This is a genomic window from Pseudomonas sp. PDM04 (genome assembly GCF_014851765.1).
Lineage (GTDB): Bacteria > Pseudomonadota > Gammaproteobacteria > Pseudomonadales > Pseudomonadaceae > Aquipseudomonas.
The window spans coordinates 502,138-517,533 of sequence record NZ_JACVAI010000005.1 but is presented as its reverse complement, the minus strand read 5'-3'; the positions used below and the strand labels follow the sequence as shown (position 1 = coordinate 517,533).

Annotated in this window: 11 protein-coding genes; 10 read left to right on the top strand and 1 reads right to left on the bottom strand. The window is 64.4% G+C overall.

Features of this window, described 5'->3' with window-relative positions; all coding sequences use genetic code 11:
* The first annotated feature begins 70 nt into the window (after positions 1-70).
* From cbiE to IB249_RS21800, 10 genes are all read left to right on the top strand, one after another.
* On the top strand, positions 71-1,282 hold the full coding sequence (gene cbiE / locus IB249_RS21845) for a precorrin-6y C5,15-methyltransferase (decarboxylating) subunit CbiE (protein ID WP_192307782.1): 1,212 nt from the start codon (positions 71-73) through the stop codon (positions 1,280-1,282).
* Positions 1,275-2,372, top strand: coding sequence for a cobalt-precorrin-5B (C(1))-methyltransferase (locus IB249_RS21840; protein ID WP_192307781.1), 1,098 nt, complete (start codon positions 1,275-1,277; stop codon positions 2,370-2,372). The genes cbiE and IB249_RS21840 overlap by 8 nt, the downstream gene beginning before the upstream one ends.
* The gene (locus tag IB249_RS21835) at positions 2,369-3,097 is read left to right on the top strand and encodes a cobalt-precorrin-6A reductase (RefSeq protein ID WP_192307780.1); all 729 of its coding nucleotides are present in this window, start codon (positions 2,369-2,371) and stop codon (positions 3,095-3,097) included. The genes IB249_RS21840 and IB249_RS21835 overlap by 4 nt, the downstream gene beginning before the upstream one ends.
* 165 nt (positions 3,098-3,262) lie before the next feature.
* Complete coding sequence (locus IB249_RS21830) at positions 3,263-3,565, top strand: type II toxin-antitoxin system RelE/ParE family toxin (RefSeq protein WP_192307779.1); 303 nt, start codon at positions 3,263-3,265, stop codon at positions 3,563-3,565.
* A gap of 3 nt (positions 3,566-3,568) precedes the next feature.
* A complete protein-coding gene (locus IB249_RS21825) occupies positions 3,569-3,859 on the top strand; it encodes an addiction module antidote protein (RefSeq protein WP_192307778.1) in 291 nt (96 codons plus the stop codon).
* 98 nt (positions 3,860-3,957) lie between these two features.
* Positions 3,958-4,356 (top strand): DUF2946 domain-containing protein, encoded by a 399-nt coding sequence (locus tag IB249_RS21820; protein ID WP_192307777.1) that lies wholly within the window; start codon positions 3,958-3,960, stop codon positions 4,354-4,356.
* A 48-nt stretch (positions 4,357-4,404) separates the two neighbouring features.
* Entirely contained in the window at positions 4,405-4,884 is a 480-nt protein-coding gene (locus IB249_RS21815; protein WP_192307776.1) for a copper chaperone PCu(A)C, read from the top strand.
* Between the two features lie 21 nt (positions 4,885-4,905).
* Positions 4,906-5,355, top strand: coding sequence for a DUF2946 domain-containing protein (locus tag IB249_RS21810; RefSeq protein ID WP_192307775.1), 450 nt, complete (start codon positions 4,906-4,908; stop codon positions 5,353-5,355).
* A 181-nt stretch (positions 5,356-5,536) separates the two neighbouring features.
* Entirely contained in the window at positions 5,537-7,654 is a 2,118-nt protein-coding gene (locus IB249_RS21805) for a TonB-dependent copper receptor (RefSeq protein ID WP_192307774.1), read from the top strand.
* Positions 7,655-7,742: 88 nt separating this feature from the next.
* Positions 7,743-9,119, top strand: a complete 1,377-nt coding sequence (locus IB249_RS21800; protein WP_192307773.1) for a PepSY-associated TM helix domain-containing protein — start codon at positions 7,743-7,745, stop codon at positions 9,117-9,119.
* 60 nt (positions 9,120-9,179) lie between these two features.
* Here IB249_RS21800 and IB249_RS21795 read toward each other — a convergent pair whose 3' ends face one another.
* Positions 9,180-15,146 (bottom strand): DUF4329 domain-containing protein, encoded by a 5,967-nt coding sequence (locus IB249_RS21795; RefSeq protein WP_192307772.1) that lies wholly within the window; start codon positions 15,144-15,146, stop codon positions 9,180-9,182.
* Between the last annotated feature and the right edge of the window lie 250 nt (positions 15,147-15,396).

Here is a 15,396-nt window from a genome sequence, read left to right as displayed (position 1 = left end):
CGCGGTATCATTGCGCCCGGCACGAACCCGCTCGCCCTTCATGAGTGGGCGGCTTTTTCAAGGAGCAGGCATGACGCCCTGGCTGACGGTTATCGGCATCGGTGAAGACGGTTTCAAAGGCCTGGGCAAGAACGCCCGGCACGCGCTGTTGCGCGCCTCGCGAATCTTCGGCGGCCAGCGACACCTGGACCTGTTGCCGCCCTGCATCCGGGGCCGGCGCGACACCTGGCCCAGCCCGTTTTCCATCGACCCGGTGCTGGCCCTGCGCGGCGAGCCGGTGTGCGTGCTGGCCAGCGGCGACCCGATGTTTTTCGGTGTCGGTGCCAGCCTCGTCCGGCAGTTGCCCAGCGATGAAATGCTGATCCTGCCCGCGCCCTCGTCCTGCTCGCTGGCCGCCGCACGCATGGGCTGGCCGTTGCAGGAGGTGGTCACGCTGTCGGTCGTCGCACGCCCGATCGCGGCGCTCCATGCCCAATTGTTCAGCGGTGTTCGCCTGTTGGTGCTCAGTAACGATGGCCACAGCCCGGCGGCGATTGCCGCGCTGTTGCGCGAGCGTGGGTTCGGTCCCAGCCGCCTGACGGTGCTGGAACACCTGGGCGGTGCCGCCGAGCGGCGCATTGATGGCCTCGCGCAGGCCTGGAGCGATCCTTCGATTGCCGACCTGAACCTGGTCGCCATCGAATGCATCGCCGAAACCGCTGCGCCGCGTCTGTCGCGCCTGGCCGGCCTGCCGGACTCGGCGTTCGAACACGACGGTCAGTTGACCAAACGCGATGTCCGCGCCGTCACCCTCGCCCGCCTGGCTCCGGTGCCCGGTGAGCTGCTGTGGGACGTCGGCGCGGGCAGCGGCTCGATCGGAATCGAGTGGATGCGCGCTCATCCCAGCTGCCGTGCGCTGGCCATCGAGGCCGATGAGGGACGCCAGGCGCTGATCGAACATAACCGCGACGCGCTGGGTGTACCCGGCCTGCAGTTGGTTCGCGGCAAGGCACCGCACGCCCTTGCCGGCCTTGAACCCCCGGATGCGATTTTCATCGGTGGCGGGGTCACTCGCGAAGGTGTGCTCGACACCTGCTGGGCGCAGCTGAAACCCGGCGGCCGGCTGGTCGCCAACGCCGTGACACTGCAAAGTGAAATGACCCTGATGGCCTGGCGCGAGCAACACGGTGGCGAGCTGACGCGCATTCACATCGCCCAGGCGCAACCGCTCGGCGGCTTCGACACCTGGCGCCAGGCCTTGCCGATAACCCTGCTGGATGTGGTCAAACCTCTCGATGCGTGACGAAACCGCCGAACAGCCCAGGCCTCTGCGCAGCGGCCTGACCACTGGCAGCTGCGCCACCGCCACCAGCCTCGCCGCAGCGCGATTGCTGCTCGGCGGAGCCGGCGCGGACGCCGTGGACATCGTCCTGCCCAAGGGCAAGCGCGTACAGATGCGCCTGGAATTCTGCCGCCTGCTGGATGAGGGCGCCGAGGCCGGCACCCTCAAGGATGCCGGCGATGACCCGGACGTCACCCATGGCGCACTGCTGTTCTCCCAGGTGCGATTGCGCGCCGAACCGGGCATCCGCTTTTGCGCCGGGCGCGGTGTGGGCACCGTCACCCGACCGGGCCTGGTGCTGGCGGTCGGCGAACCGGCGATCAATCCGGTGCCGCGCAAAATGATCACCGAGCACCTGATGGGGCTGGCACAGGAGCTGGGTTATCCGGGCGGTTTCGAGGTCACGGTCAACGTCGAAGGCGGTGAGGCGCTGGCGCTCAAAACCATGAATCCGAGACTGGGGATTCTCGGCGGTTTGTCGATCCTGGGCACCAGCGGCATCGTCCGACCGTTCTCCTGCTCGGCATACATCGCCTCGATCCAGCAAGGGATCGACGTGGCGAAGACCAACGGTTACCGACATATCGCCGCGTGCACCGGCAACGCCAGCGAAGACACCATGCGCCGGGTGTACAGCCTGCCGGAAATTGCCCTGATCGAAATGGGCGACTTCGTCGGTGCCGTGCTCAAGCACCTGCGCAAAGTCCCCGTGGATAAACTCAGCCTGTGCGGCGGGTTCGGCAAGATCAGCAAACTGGCTGCCGGGCACATGGATTTGCACAGCCGGCATTCGAGCATCGACTTGCCGCAATTGGCCGAATGGGCGGCGACACTCGGCGCCGACGCGGCGCTGCAGCAGGCGATCCGCCAGGCCAACACCAGTCAGCAAGCCCTGGCGATGGCCAGTGCCGCGGGTATCGCGCTCGGTGATGCGGTGTGCCAGCACGCCCTGGCATTCGCGCGCAGCGTGGTGCCGGCGCAGGTTCAGGTGGAGGTGTTTGCCATCGACCGCCAGGGCGGGATCGTCGGCCAGGCGGGGACTGTTCGATGAAGCGCATTCTGCTGCTGGGCGGCGTCACCGAGGCATTGGCCATCGCCCGCACGCTGGGGCCCGAACACATCTACAGCCTGGCCGGCATCGGTCGCGTGCCCGATGACCTGAATTGCCAGGTGCGTGTCGGCGGCTATGGCGGTGCCGAGGGGCTGGCGCAATGCATTCGTGACGAAGGCATCGACCTGCTGCTGGACGCAACGCACCCCTATGCCGCGCAGATCAGCCAGAACGCCGCGAGTGCCGCCCGGTTGAGCGGCATTCCCTGCTGGGCGCTCAGGCGTCCGGCCTGGCAACCGCAGGCTGGGGATGACTGGCGCGACGTCAGCGACTGGGCGGAGTTGATCCAGGCCCTTGAACCGTTCCGGCGACCGCTGTTCACCCTCGGTCGCGAACCCCTGCAACACCTGAATGAAATTCCGCCGGAGCAATTCTGGACCCTGCGCGCGCTGGACGTTTACCCCGGCAACCCGCGCTGCGAAGTGATCGGCGCCCGAGGGCCGTTCCTGATCGACGACGAGCGTGCGTTGTTCGAGCGTCGCCAGATCGACGTGCTCGTCAGCAAAAACAGCGGCAGCACCGCCACCGAACCAAAACTGGAAGTGGCACGCGAGCGTGGGGTGCCGGTGCTGGTGTTGAAGCGACCGGTGTTGGCGGCGGTGGATCGGGAGTTTCAGTCAGTGACTGACGTGCTGAAGGCCCTGTCGACGTCGGACTTTTCCTGACCCTGACCGGGCCTGAGACTTTACCCGCAACATTCCAGGAAAGGGCCGACTGTGCGGCCCTTCGCTCGAATCCTATATTCCCAATCCTTCGGACCTGACTTGCACAGCGCGTCGACTCGTTGAAAGGCCGCTTGCCAACCTGTATCCCAAGGAATACGATTCGCCATGTATGACTTTGAACGATCAAGAGTGTTTGCCGATTGGCTCAATGCGCTGCGCGACAACATCGGAAAAGTGCGGATCCTTGCCAGAATAAGAGCCGCCGAGTTTGGGAATTTCGGCGATTGGCAACCTGTCGGTGAGTCCGTTTATGAAATGCGGATCCATCATGGGCCAGGTTACAGACTGTACTTCACCCGCAGAGGCGCGGTGGTTTACCTGCTTCTGGCAGGGGGTGACAAGTCGACTCAACAACGCGATATCAAACGCGCCATTCAGATGGCACAAAGCATCGCTGACAAGGAATGAAACATGACCGAACAATTCAGTCGGTTCGACGCGGCCGAGTTTCTCAAAACCCCTGCGGAAATGGCCGCGTACCTGGACGCCTGCTTTGCAGAGGACGCCGGCGACGGCGTGCTTATCCGTGCAGCGCTCAACGATATAGCCAGAGCTCAGGGCATGACACAGGTTGCCCGCGACGCAGGCTTGGGACGCGAAAGCTTGTACAAAGCACTGAGCAGCACTGGCAATCCGGAATTCGCGACTATCATCAAAGTCATGAAAGCCTTGGGTATGCGTCTGCATGCCACTGCGATCTGATAGCGCTGCGACACCAAACCGCACGCCGTCTTTTTACTTATCGGCACTGATCAGGCTAAATAGCCGCGCCTGATCGCCCACTCAACCGGATTCGTCCCATGTCCCGACAACGGCTCGCAATTGCCTGGATAGCCTGCTTCGCAGTGCTGTTCAACATGCTCGCCATGCCGATGTCCGGAGCGATGGCGCAGGCGGCGAAAGCCCCCGCCGAGCAAGTGATGTGGGGCAGTTTCTGTTCGTCCGGCGGCACCCGCATGGTGGCGATCTCCCTGGGCGACCTGGAGCAGAAAGCGCCGCAGAGCGACGAACATTCCAACATGCAGCATTGCTGGTGCTGCTCCGGTTCCGCGCCGCTGGTGGCACTGCCGGGGCACGCACCGCACTTGTATTTCGCCCGTTTCGAAAGCCATCGAAGCCAGCCTGCCACCTCTCTCGACAACCCCACCCCGCGCCAGCAATGGCCGAATCTGAATCCCCGCGCTTCCCCTCTGGTGTGATTGCTTCTCGCACGTTGACCTGCGTTTTGAATCGTCCGGAGCACTGCCATGTTGAACAAACTCATCGTCCTGGCCGCATTGCTGCTGCCTGCCTGTTTTGCCAATGCCCATGAATACAAAGTGGGCGAACTGGAAATCGCTCACCCCTGGTCGCAGGAACTGCCGCCCAACGCGCCGACCGTCGCGACCTACTTCGTGATTCACAACACCGGCAAAGCGGCGGACACCCTGCTCGGCGTCGATACACCGATTGCCGGCAGCGCCGAGCTGCACGAACACGTGATGCAGAACGACCTGATGAAAATGCAGCAGGTACCTCGGGTCGAGATTCCTGCCGGCGGCACCGTCACCTTCGCGCCGATGGCGTATCACGTCATGTTGCTGGAGTTGAAGGACCGCAGCCTGTTGAGCGACGGCAAGCGTTTTCCGCTGACGATGCACTTCGAAAAATCCGGTGACGTGACCGTCGAAGTGGCGGTGCAGAAAACCGCGCCCGACGGCACCCGGGCACACGTCCACACACCGTAACCGCCAGCGCTGAAGACGCCCATGCGCCCGCCTAGCACCCGGTCATCCGCCAACCGCCGTCAGTCTCCCGGACTGGCTCGCGGCAGCTGGATCAGCCTGTTCGCCATGTTGATGATCTTCATCGGCCCGCTGATTTCCCAGTCGATGCCGATGGATCAACGCGCCACTGCAATGACCCTGAACATGTCGATGGACATGGGCATGGACATGTCGGCGATGGACCACGGCGACCACGACGCGGCACCCGCCGCCGAGCACTGCCCACCCGAGGCGAGCCATCATGCGATCTGGGAGAAGTGCGGCTATTGCAGCCTGCTGTTCAATTGCCCGGCGCTGACGGGTAGCCAGTCCTTCATCGCATTCGCTACCCCCTTCACCAACACCTTCAGCATTCCCGCCGAACGACTGGGCCACGCCCGGTCCACCTTCTTCCCCGGTGCCCGCACCCGAGCGCCCCCCATCGTCGCGTAACCCCCCCCAGCTATCACACGGTCCGAAGACAGCCAGAGTCCCCTGAGGGAGCGAGCCGGCTTGCGACAAGGGCGGTTCAGTCGACATCGAGGTCGCCTGACGCCGCACTGCCGCGAGCACGCCCACAGGAAACGCGCAGGTTGCCGTCCGTATCGTTTACGACTGTTCGATGGAAATTGTCATGTCCAGGTTTTCTGCTGACCCACGCTTGAGCCCTGCCCAAGCGACTTTCGCCCTGAACGCCGTGCGCGTGCGCTTCAGGCACGCCACTGCCTTCCTGTGCGGCGCACTGCTGACACCCCTGGTGGTGGCGGACGAACACGCCGACCACCGTGAAGAACTGAGCCCCACGGTAATCACCGCCGTCGCCCCGAGTTCACCACTGACCGTCGTCACCAATCCCAAGGACCCGCGCCAACCGGTGCCGGCCAGCGACGGTGGCGATTACCTGAAGACCATTCCTGGCTTCGCCCTGGTCCGCAACGGCGGCACCAACGGCGACCCGGTGTTGCGCGGAATGTTCGGCTCACGGCTGAACATCCTCACCAATGGCGGCGTGATGCTAGGCGCCTGCCCCGGCCGCATGGACGCCCCGACCTCGTACATTTCCCCGGAAACCTACGACAGACTGACAGTGATCAAAGGCCCACAGACCGTGCTCTGGGGGCCGGGCTCGTCGGCTGGCACCATCCTGTTCGACCGTGAACCGGAAAGCTTCGGCGAACTCGGCACGCGGGTGAACGCCAGCGTACTGGCCGGTTCCAACGGCCGCTTCGACAAAACCGTGGACGCCGCCGCAGGCGGTCCCCTGGGCTACGTGCGGGTGATCGGCAACACCGCCCAGGCCGATGACTATCGCGACGGCAACAATGACACGGTGGCGTCACGCTACGACAAGTGGAACGGCGATGTCGCCGTCGGCTGGACACCGGATGCCGACACGCTGCTGGAACTCACCGCCGGCAAGGGCGATGGCGAAGCACGTTACGCCGGACGGGGCATGGACGGCGCGCAGTTCAAACGCGAAAGCCTGGGGCTGCGTTTTGAAAAATCCAACATCGGCGAGGTGCTGGACAAGATCGAGGCACAGGTCTACTACAACTACGCTGACCACGTGATGGACAACTACAGCCTGCGCACCCCGTCCGGCACCGGGATGATGGCCGGGCCGATGGCCTCCAACGTCGATCGCCGCACCCTCGGCGCACGGATCAAGGCCACCTGGCGCTGGGCCGATGTGCAATTGATCAGCGGCCTCGACGCGCAGACCAACGAGCATCGCCAACGCAGCAGCATGGGCGTCGACACCTACAAGGACCTGCCGTACAGCAAGGACGCCGACTTCCACAACTACGGCGTGTTCAGCGAACTGACCTGGTACGCCGCCGACCGTGATCGCCTGATCGGCGGCGCCCGACTCGATCGCGCATCCGCCAGGGATTTCCGCCAGACCACTGGCTCCGGGATGATGACCCGGCCCAATCCGACGGCCGACGACACCCGCGCCGATACCCTGCCCAGCGGTTTCGTACGCTACGAACACGACCTGGCCGACAGCCCGACCACCTTGTACGCAGGCCTGGGCCATACCCAGCGCTTCCCCGACTACTGGGAGTTGTTCTCGCCCAACGTTGGCCCCGCCGGTTCGGTGAATGCCTTCGATGCGATCAAGCCGGAGAAAACCACTCAGCTCGACTTCGGCCTGCAGTACAAGACCGATGACCTCGAAGCCTGGGCCTCGGGTTATGTCGGGCAGATCCGTGACTACATCCTGTTCGACTACACGCCCGGCATGATGGGCATGACCTCGCAAGCCGAGAACATCGACGCGCGGATCATGGGTGGCGAACTCGGCGCGGCCTACAAGCTCACCTCGAACTGGAAGGCCGACGCCACCCTGGCCTATGCCTGGGGCAAGAACAGCAGCGACGGCAAGGCACTGCCGCAAATGCCACCGCTGGATGCTCGGTTCGGTCTGACCTACAGCGAAGACAACTGGAGCGCCGGCGCCCTGTGGCGAGTGGTCGCGGCGCAAAACCGCATCGACCAGAACAAGGGCAACGTGGTGGGCAAGGACTTCACCAAGACCCCGGGGTTCGGCGTGTTTTCGCTCAACGGCGCCTACCGGATCAACACGCACTGGAAGGTCAGCAGCGGCGTCGACAACCTGTTCGGCAAGGCATACGCCGAGCATTTGAACCTGGCCGGCAACGCCGGTTTCGGTTACCCGGCCAATGACCCGCAGGCCATCAAGGAGCCGGGGCGCACGCTCTGGACCAAGGTGGACATGAGTTTCTGAACACCCCCCACAGGAGCGAGCCCGCTCGCTCCTGTGGGGTCCGGGAATGAACAATTAAAACAGCCTCACGCCAAGCGGAGCACAACCGATGAAACAGCCCAAAGTGAATTTCTACAACCTGGCCTGGCGCTGGCATTTCTATGCCGGTCTGTTCGTCGCGCCATTCATGGTGATGCTGGCCCTGACCGGCACCGTCTACCTGTTCAAGCCGCAGCTCGATCCGCTGATGTACGGCCACCTGATGAACGTCCCGGCCGGGCATCACAGCGTGCCGGCCGACGAGCTGCTCGAGCGGGTGAAAACCGCTTACCCGCAAGCCGCCATCAAGCAATACCTGCCCCCCGTGAGTGCCGGGCGAAGTGCGCAGTTCGTCGTGCTCGATGGCGATACGGAGCTGAACGTGTTTGTCGACCCGTACCACGGCGACATCCTCGGCGAGCAAGACGCCAAGAAGAACCTGCAAGCCGTGGCGCGGGCGATTCATGGTGAATTGATGATCGGCACGGTGGGTGACCGACTGATCGAAATGGCCGCCGGCTGGGGCGTGGTGCTGGTGGTGTCCGGGGTGTTCCTGTGGTGGCCGCGAGGCCAGGCGGCCGGGATCCTGTGGCCGCGCCTGAGCAGTCGCGGCCGCGTGCTGTGGCGCGACCTGCATGCCGTCACCGGTTTCTGGGGCGCCACGCTGCTGCTGGTGATGCTGCTGAGCGGCATGACCTGGACCGGCTTCTGGGGCAAGCAATACGCCGCCGTGTGGAATGTGTTTCCCGATGCCATGTGGAACGACATGCCCAAGTCGGACGTGGAGGCACGCAGCCTCAACACCGCCACCCGCCAGACCGTGCCGTGGGCCATGGAGAACACGCCGATGCCGATGTCCGGCGACCATGCCGAACACATGGACCACGGTGCGGCGCACGATGGCCCCGCCGCGCCGACCGTCAGCTTGCAGGCGGTGCAGGAGATTGCCGAACAACGCCAGGTCGAACCGGGCTACAGCATCACCTTCCCGACCACCGCGACCGGCGTCTTCACCATCGCCGTGTTCGCCGACGACCCGCGCAACGACGCCACCCTGCACGTCGATCAATACAGCGGCAAAGTCCTGGCCGATGTGCGCTGGGAGCAATACGGCACCGTCGCCCGCGCGACGGAGCTGGGCGTGATGCTGCACGAAGGCAAGATGTTCGGCACGCTGAACCAGATCATCGTGTTGCTGATCTGCCTGATGATCCTGCTCAGCGCCGTCAGCGGCGTGGTGATCTGGTGGAAGCGCCGACCACAGGGCAAGTTCGGCGTTCCACCGCTGCGCCACGACCTGCCGACCTGGAAAACCGGCGTGGCGATCATGCTGGTGCTGGCCGTGGCGTTCCCGCTGGTGGGCGCTTCGCTGGTGGTGGTCTGGGTGCTGGATCGACTGCTGCTGACGCGTTTCAATCGGCAGGCGGAACCGGACTCGGCGGCGTGAACGCTGCTGCGGGGTAGCGGGCACCCCGCGTGCGCGATGAGTCCGGAGGCACACAAGGGATCAACTCGGTCGGCGGCTCATCTCCAGTAACAAACGGGTCGTGAGCGGGCCGCGTGGGTGCCAGAACCGGTCAGGTTCCAGGATCTGCAGTCGGCCCGTGAGGATCAGGGTGCCGAGCACTTGCGAGAGCCTGGAGCGCGTGACGCCGTGTGCCTCATCGGACCAGGCGTCAAGCAGCACCTGGGACTCGCTGTCTTGGTAACCGGGGCGAAAGGCGAGCAGCGCGCCGTTTCGTGGCGTCAGGTAATAACGGCCGTCGGCGACGCCATGGCCCCTGAGCAACGCGATGCAAGCCCGGATCTCATCCTGAGCGACGAAATTGCGATAGAGCGTTTCCTCAAACCGACTGCTGAACCGCTGCTCCCGGTCATCGACCTTGTAGAGCTGCTGCACGCCCATTACCTCAAAACCGGCCGGATACCGCTTGGACGCCCCGCGAGCCATGGCCCCGACAAACAGGCGGCGAAAGGCCGGCGTAGCGTCACGCAGCCCGGGGGGCACGGTCGGCCCGGCATCCTCCAGCGGTTCGGTGGCGACGACGTTCGATTGAGCGTCCCGTAGAATCGCCGCCAATCGCGCTTCGCCACGGGTGTTGCGCAGCCGCCGCCACATCCATCGCGCCGCGTCGTCCGGGTGGGCACACAACGGGCCGAGCGCCAGGCGTTCATCGTCGGCGGTAACCCGGGCCTCGACCTTGGCTGGCGACCACGTGGGCCCGACACGCCCGGTCATCGCCCAGGTGGCACTGCGCACCAGCACCTCGAGCCGACCGCCGCGCGCAACCTTGCGGATGTAGTCGGCAGGGTTGCCATCGCCCTGCAACGACTGCACATAAGCCGTCAGCTTCGCATGACTTTGCAGATCGTTGTCCCACGCCACGGCGTCGTACCTGAGCAGCGCACCATCGGCGCAGGACAGGTACAACGGGTGAAACCGGGTCAACGTCCCGGCCGTGAATACCTGCACGGCCGACAGCGCCGCCGCGAGCACCGAAGGCGCAATGAAACTGCGAAACACCTCGGAGCGCGGCAGCTCTTCCGGCTGCCGGGCCGGCGCGCACAGATACAGGCCCTGCACCGAATACCCGGTGGGCAGTTGCCCCCGCAGAAACACCCGTTCATGGGGAAATTTCAGGTCGTGCGCCGCGACCGGCAGGCTGGTGACCGAATGGGCCAGGCGCGATGAGGTGAGCACCAGGCCAAAGCTCCAGCCGTCGCGTTTGCCGGCCTGCTCATGGGCATGCCGCACGGCGTCGTCGCTGTGGCAGAACGCCGGGCTCAACGCTCGATCAAGCGCGGCGAAGCGCACCGATTCGGCAGCCACAAAGCCCTGTTTCTGCGGCAGCCAGCCCCCGACCAAGCGGCCTGCCGGGCCCCACAGATGGCTGCTCTGCACCACCTGCAACGCGCCGACCTTGAGCACTTGATTGACCAGTTGGGTGGGCGTGCCCGCCCCGCTGCGAATCCGCCGTTCGATCAGGTTGCTCCAGGGGTCGTGGGGGCTGTCGGTGGAGGGCGCGAGCTGGCTTTCCAGCAGCGCCCAGTCCGCCGTCAACTGGCTACGCGATGACGCACTCAACAGATCACGGGCATCGTCGTGCAAGGTGAAGCCGAGTATCGAGCCCTGCGCGCCGAGCAGGTATTCGTGAGTCCAGAGGTGGTCCGAGGCCAGTGCAGTCGCCAGCACTGTGGTGGAAAAGAAATCGCGATAGACCTCCCGTTCCTGGCCCGACACCAGGAACGGCAACTCGCTGGCCACCCGCGTGCGATAACGGGCGACGATTGTGCAGCCGGGGGCCAGCAGATCCTGTGCGACGTCCTCGTCCGGCAGGATCTGCTTCGGGTCGAAGTCTTCCGTGTCCACGTGCAACGGCTCGGTGGCGACGAACAGACCATCGCCTCGCCTGAGTACCAGGCCGCCGTAAAGCTGATCCCGATCCGCGCCCAGCAAGCGCGCCACATGTCGCACCGCGTCGACCTGGTGGGTATATGCCGGGCTCAGGGCTCGGCGGACGAATGCGGCATACGGTGTCCAGTCGGCCGTCAGCCTGGTCGGGCTCGCCTCACCCCAGCATTCACTGCCCGCCACCACGTTGATCCAGCCATGAGTAATGGCCTGGGTGACAAAGTCCCTCGCCGGCAACTGCCCGCTGTTCAGTTGCCCATGCACGTCCTCGGCCACGCCCGAGGGCTGCATCCGCGCGTCGAACAATGTCGTCGAGTTCGGCGAGGTGTATTTGAGCAGCGCCCGGTCCAGGGTCGACAGGTACACCGGCACGCCCATGGCACTGCCTTGCGGGCGCAAGCGACGGGCCATGAAAAAACCTTCGTATAAATCCCTGGACGAGATGAAGTGTCGGCCCAGCCAGCGATCAGCCGACCCGAGGTTGTCCGGCATCCACTGCCGGGCATAAAACAGGCCGGACACCTGGAATGACGCGGGGTACACAAACCCGCCGGCGCCATCGGCCTTGAACAGGCTGGCCAGGGAAAACAGGGGCTGCTCATCGCTGGCGGGCACGGTTTCACTGACGACGTATTCATCCTTGCTCGAGTGCTTGAGGACAACGCCAAAACAGGTCTGGTCCGGACCGCTACGCCGGACACGCCGATGGGCGTCGCGAGCCGCCGCATCCGCATCGGCGAACACAGCGCCAAAGGCGGCTTGCTCGGGCGTTTGAAAACCCCCGGTGGCGGGAAAGGCGCTCCAATGCCGCGCGATCATGCCCCTCGCGCCCCACAACTCGCTGGCCACCACCACCCGCAAACTGCCGGCATGGGCCAACTGTTTGACGATGTCCTCGGGCTGCAGGGCGCCGCTCGCCAGATCCTCGGCCATCCGGCTGCCTTTGGCGTTTGGGGCCACCTGCGCGACCAGGGCCTTTTCAGCTGCCGAGCCACTGAGCTCATAGGCAATCAGCGCCTCTTCGGCGCAAGACAGATAGGCCACCTGCAGGTGTTGTCGGTTCTGGAGAATGGCGTGCAGGTCGCCATCGGAAAACAGCTGTGCGTCGAGACTCGCCTGCTCGCGCGTCCATCCGTGGCGCTTCATGCGCTGCGGGTCGTACTGCGACAATGCCAGGCGCGAGGCATAGACACCGCGCAACACATGCTGCTCCGGCAGGATCGGCTTGCCGGACGCATCGGCGGGATAGACATGGCCAGGGGCAAAGCGCCCTGACTTGCCGACGACCCAGGGTTCGGTGACCACAAAGCGCCCATCCTGGCGCTCCATTACGTAACCGCAAAATTCGTAGTCGCGCTGCTGGCCGATCTGCTCGTGAGCATGGCGCGCCGCATCGTCCGCCGTGAGAAATGCCGGGCTCAGGCGCTGCTGTGGATATCGGGCAAAAGGAAACCAGGACAAGCCCACCGCGCCCTCCACATCCCACAGCCTGCCCGCCTGAACCACCGACAAGGCACCGACCGCCGCCACCCGCCAGACAAACGCCTCGGGGCTCAGCGTGCCTTTCTCCAGTTCGCCCTGCTCACCGTTATCCGTCACCCGTCCACGGGGATCGACTGCGTACAGGCGGTTTTCCTGGGTCGACCCGGAAAACTCGTAACGCAACAGCGCACCGTCCCGGGTGCTGAGGTAGAGGGCCAACCCCGCAGTCTTGTGCACGCGGGCGATGCCGACCGTCGCGGCAAAATCCGTGGCCGAAATGAAACTCTCGTACAGCCACTTCTGCCTGGGTATCAGGCGGCTGTCCGGCAAGGACAGGTAACAGATACCCTGAATCTCATAGCCCCGAGGCAGCACCGGCCGGCCCTGATCATTCACCGCGAACGCCTGCAAGGCCGAGAACAGTGAGGTATTGCCGGGGTCGATCTCGCTGGGTTCGCTGACCACATAGTCGTGCGTCTGCAGGTTTTTCAGAATGAACGCGACCTGCCGCGCCGCCGGTTTCATCCGCATCAGATCGTGCGCCCACTGCGCGCCCACGGCGGCCCCGGGAAACACCCAACTGAGCGCGGGGCTCACGGGAACGTCGGAAACGAACGGTTGATAGGCCACCCAGTTGCCGGGCACCTTGCCCCGCGAACCTTTCCACACCGCGCTGGTGTTGAGCACGGCCAACTCACCCAGCGCGACGAGTTTCTTCACCAGCGTTTCCGCCGTGGCGTCGAACCCGTCGAGTTGTTCGTCCATCACGCCGGTCTTGACGGCGCCGTCGAGCAATACGCTGAAGTTGCGTTCCTGCTGGGAACCGACTCTCACGTACTTGACCAGGGATCCATCGGCACCGGAGTTGTAGAGCGTGGTGATATTCTCCCGGCCAGACAGGATGACCTCCAGATGCTGGAGGGTGGGCAGACTGGTGTGCAGCGCAATCCGTTCATTCGACCACTCGGGCTGTTGGACCTTGAGCCGCGCCCGCACATCCTCGCTGGCGTTGTACACCGCCGCATAGCGATAGCCCGGAAGCTCGACTTTGCGCTTGGACACGCCCCCCGCGAACGGCAAACTCCCATCCTTTTTCCAGCGCTTGCCGTCGACCGGTGCGGTGGCGAAGAACTTGCCGTCGTCGCGCTCCAGCACGTAGCCCAATTGATCGATGTCGCGGCGGGCACTCATCTGGTAGTGCGCATGACGAGCGGCATCGTCGGCCGTGAGAAACGCCGGGCTCAGCGATTGGCGGATACGCTCGAAGGGTTGCCAGTCCTGACCGACCGGTCCGGCCCTGTCCCAGATGTCGCCGGCCTGCAGCACCCTCAGTTGGCCGGCGGCGGCCACCTGCAACACAAACTGGAAAGGCGTCAGGCTGCCTGTCTTCAAGGCTTTCTGCAGGGTTTCCCCATTGCCCGCCATCAACACGGTTTCGGCATCGGAGCCCGAGCAGGTGTAGCTCAGCAACGCCTTGCTCTCGGTGCGCCGGTAGAGCGTCAGCCCCCGTTGCCGCGCTTGCAGGTAAACGTCCTTGCGCGACTGGGCGATCAGCGCTGCAAGCTCGGCGGGGGAAAAGAAGTTCTTGTACAGCCAGTCCTGTTGCACCGGGACCTGCGCCGGTTTCGTCGGGGCCACCGCATAGAAGCCCTCGAGGCGGAAACCCGAGGGCAGGCGCGGCCCGCCGGACTCGCGACGGGGAAACGCCTCCAGCACCGAGGCAATCGACAGGCGATCTTTCCAGGGGAATGTGGCGACGTATTCCTCGGTGCCCAGCGCCTTGAGCACCGCCCCCATGAACGCGATCCCCGAGGTCGCGCTGTCGGCGTTCATGACCTTGTCGAGCACCGCGCCCGGCTGATCGAGTACCGGCGTGCAGAACGGTTGCTCGGTAGGGACCGACGAGTTGTGCACCGGTTCAAACACCGCCCAATCGTCGTCGAAGACACCCCTGCGGTCACCCCACAGCTTGTTGGGAATAACCACACTCAGCGAGCCGACCCGGCTCAATTCGTCGACGATCGCCTCCACGTGGTCATAGATTCCCGACGGGCGCCCCTTGCTGATTTCTTCCCCTAGCTGCTCTTCCTCAGCCGATCCGCTGGGCACATATTTGAACAGGCAGTCCTCGCTTCCGGACAGGTAGAACGCCTTGGCAAAGGCGCGGTGACGGATCATGAACACCTTGTCGGGATCGGTGAAAAAATTCATCGCCAGTTCCCTGTATTCATCCGAGAGACTCGGATACTGCTTTCTCACCTGATCGAGGACCGCGGGATGTGAGTGGTAAAGGCCATGGCAGCGGTACCCTGCCGGATGGATGAAATGGCCCTCGGCGTCCATCGCCAGCAGCGTGTTGAAGTCCGCGTACATGTCATCGGCCGGCGTCGGCGCTGTCGCGAAAAAACGCCCGCCCTCTCCCTGCAGGATCAGCCCCGCGTACTCCCGTTTCCGTTTATTGCCAATCGCCTCATGGGCAAAGCGCGCCGCATCGTCGGCGCTGATCATGGGCGGGCTGAGTGCCGGCAGCACGATGTTCGCAGGGGCGTTGCGCCGGGCGCGATTGATTGAGTTGTCCATAACGTAGGTGTCCGTGAAGGTGAAAAATCCGCTTGGCGTTCCCGCACAAGCCCAGGGGGAAATCGCCCAACCCATGATCGGCCTTTGCCCTCCACGCCAGCGGTACATATGTATTCACGCCAAAAAAACCAGGCAGGCACCACATGGGCGCACACCGTGCACTGCGGGTCCGATTCGGCGCCAGCGTGGTGCATGCACCCGGGCTCTGCCCGGCCGGCAACCGCTCAAGCACAGTCGAAACAGCCTTGGG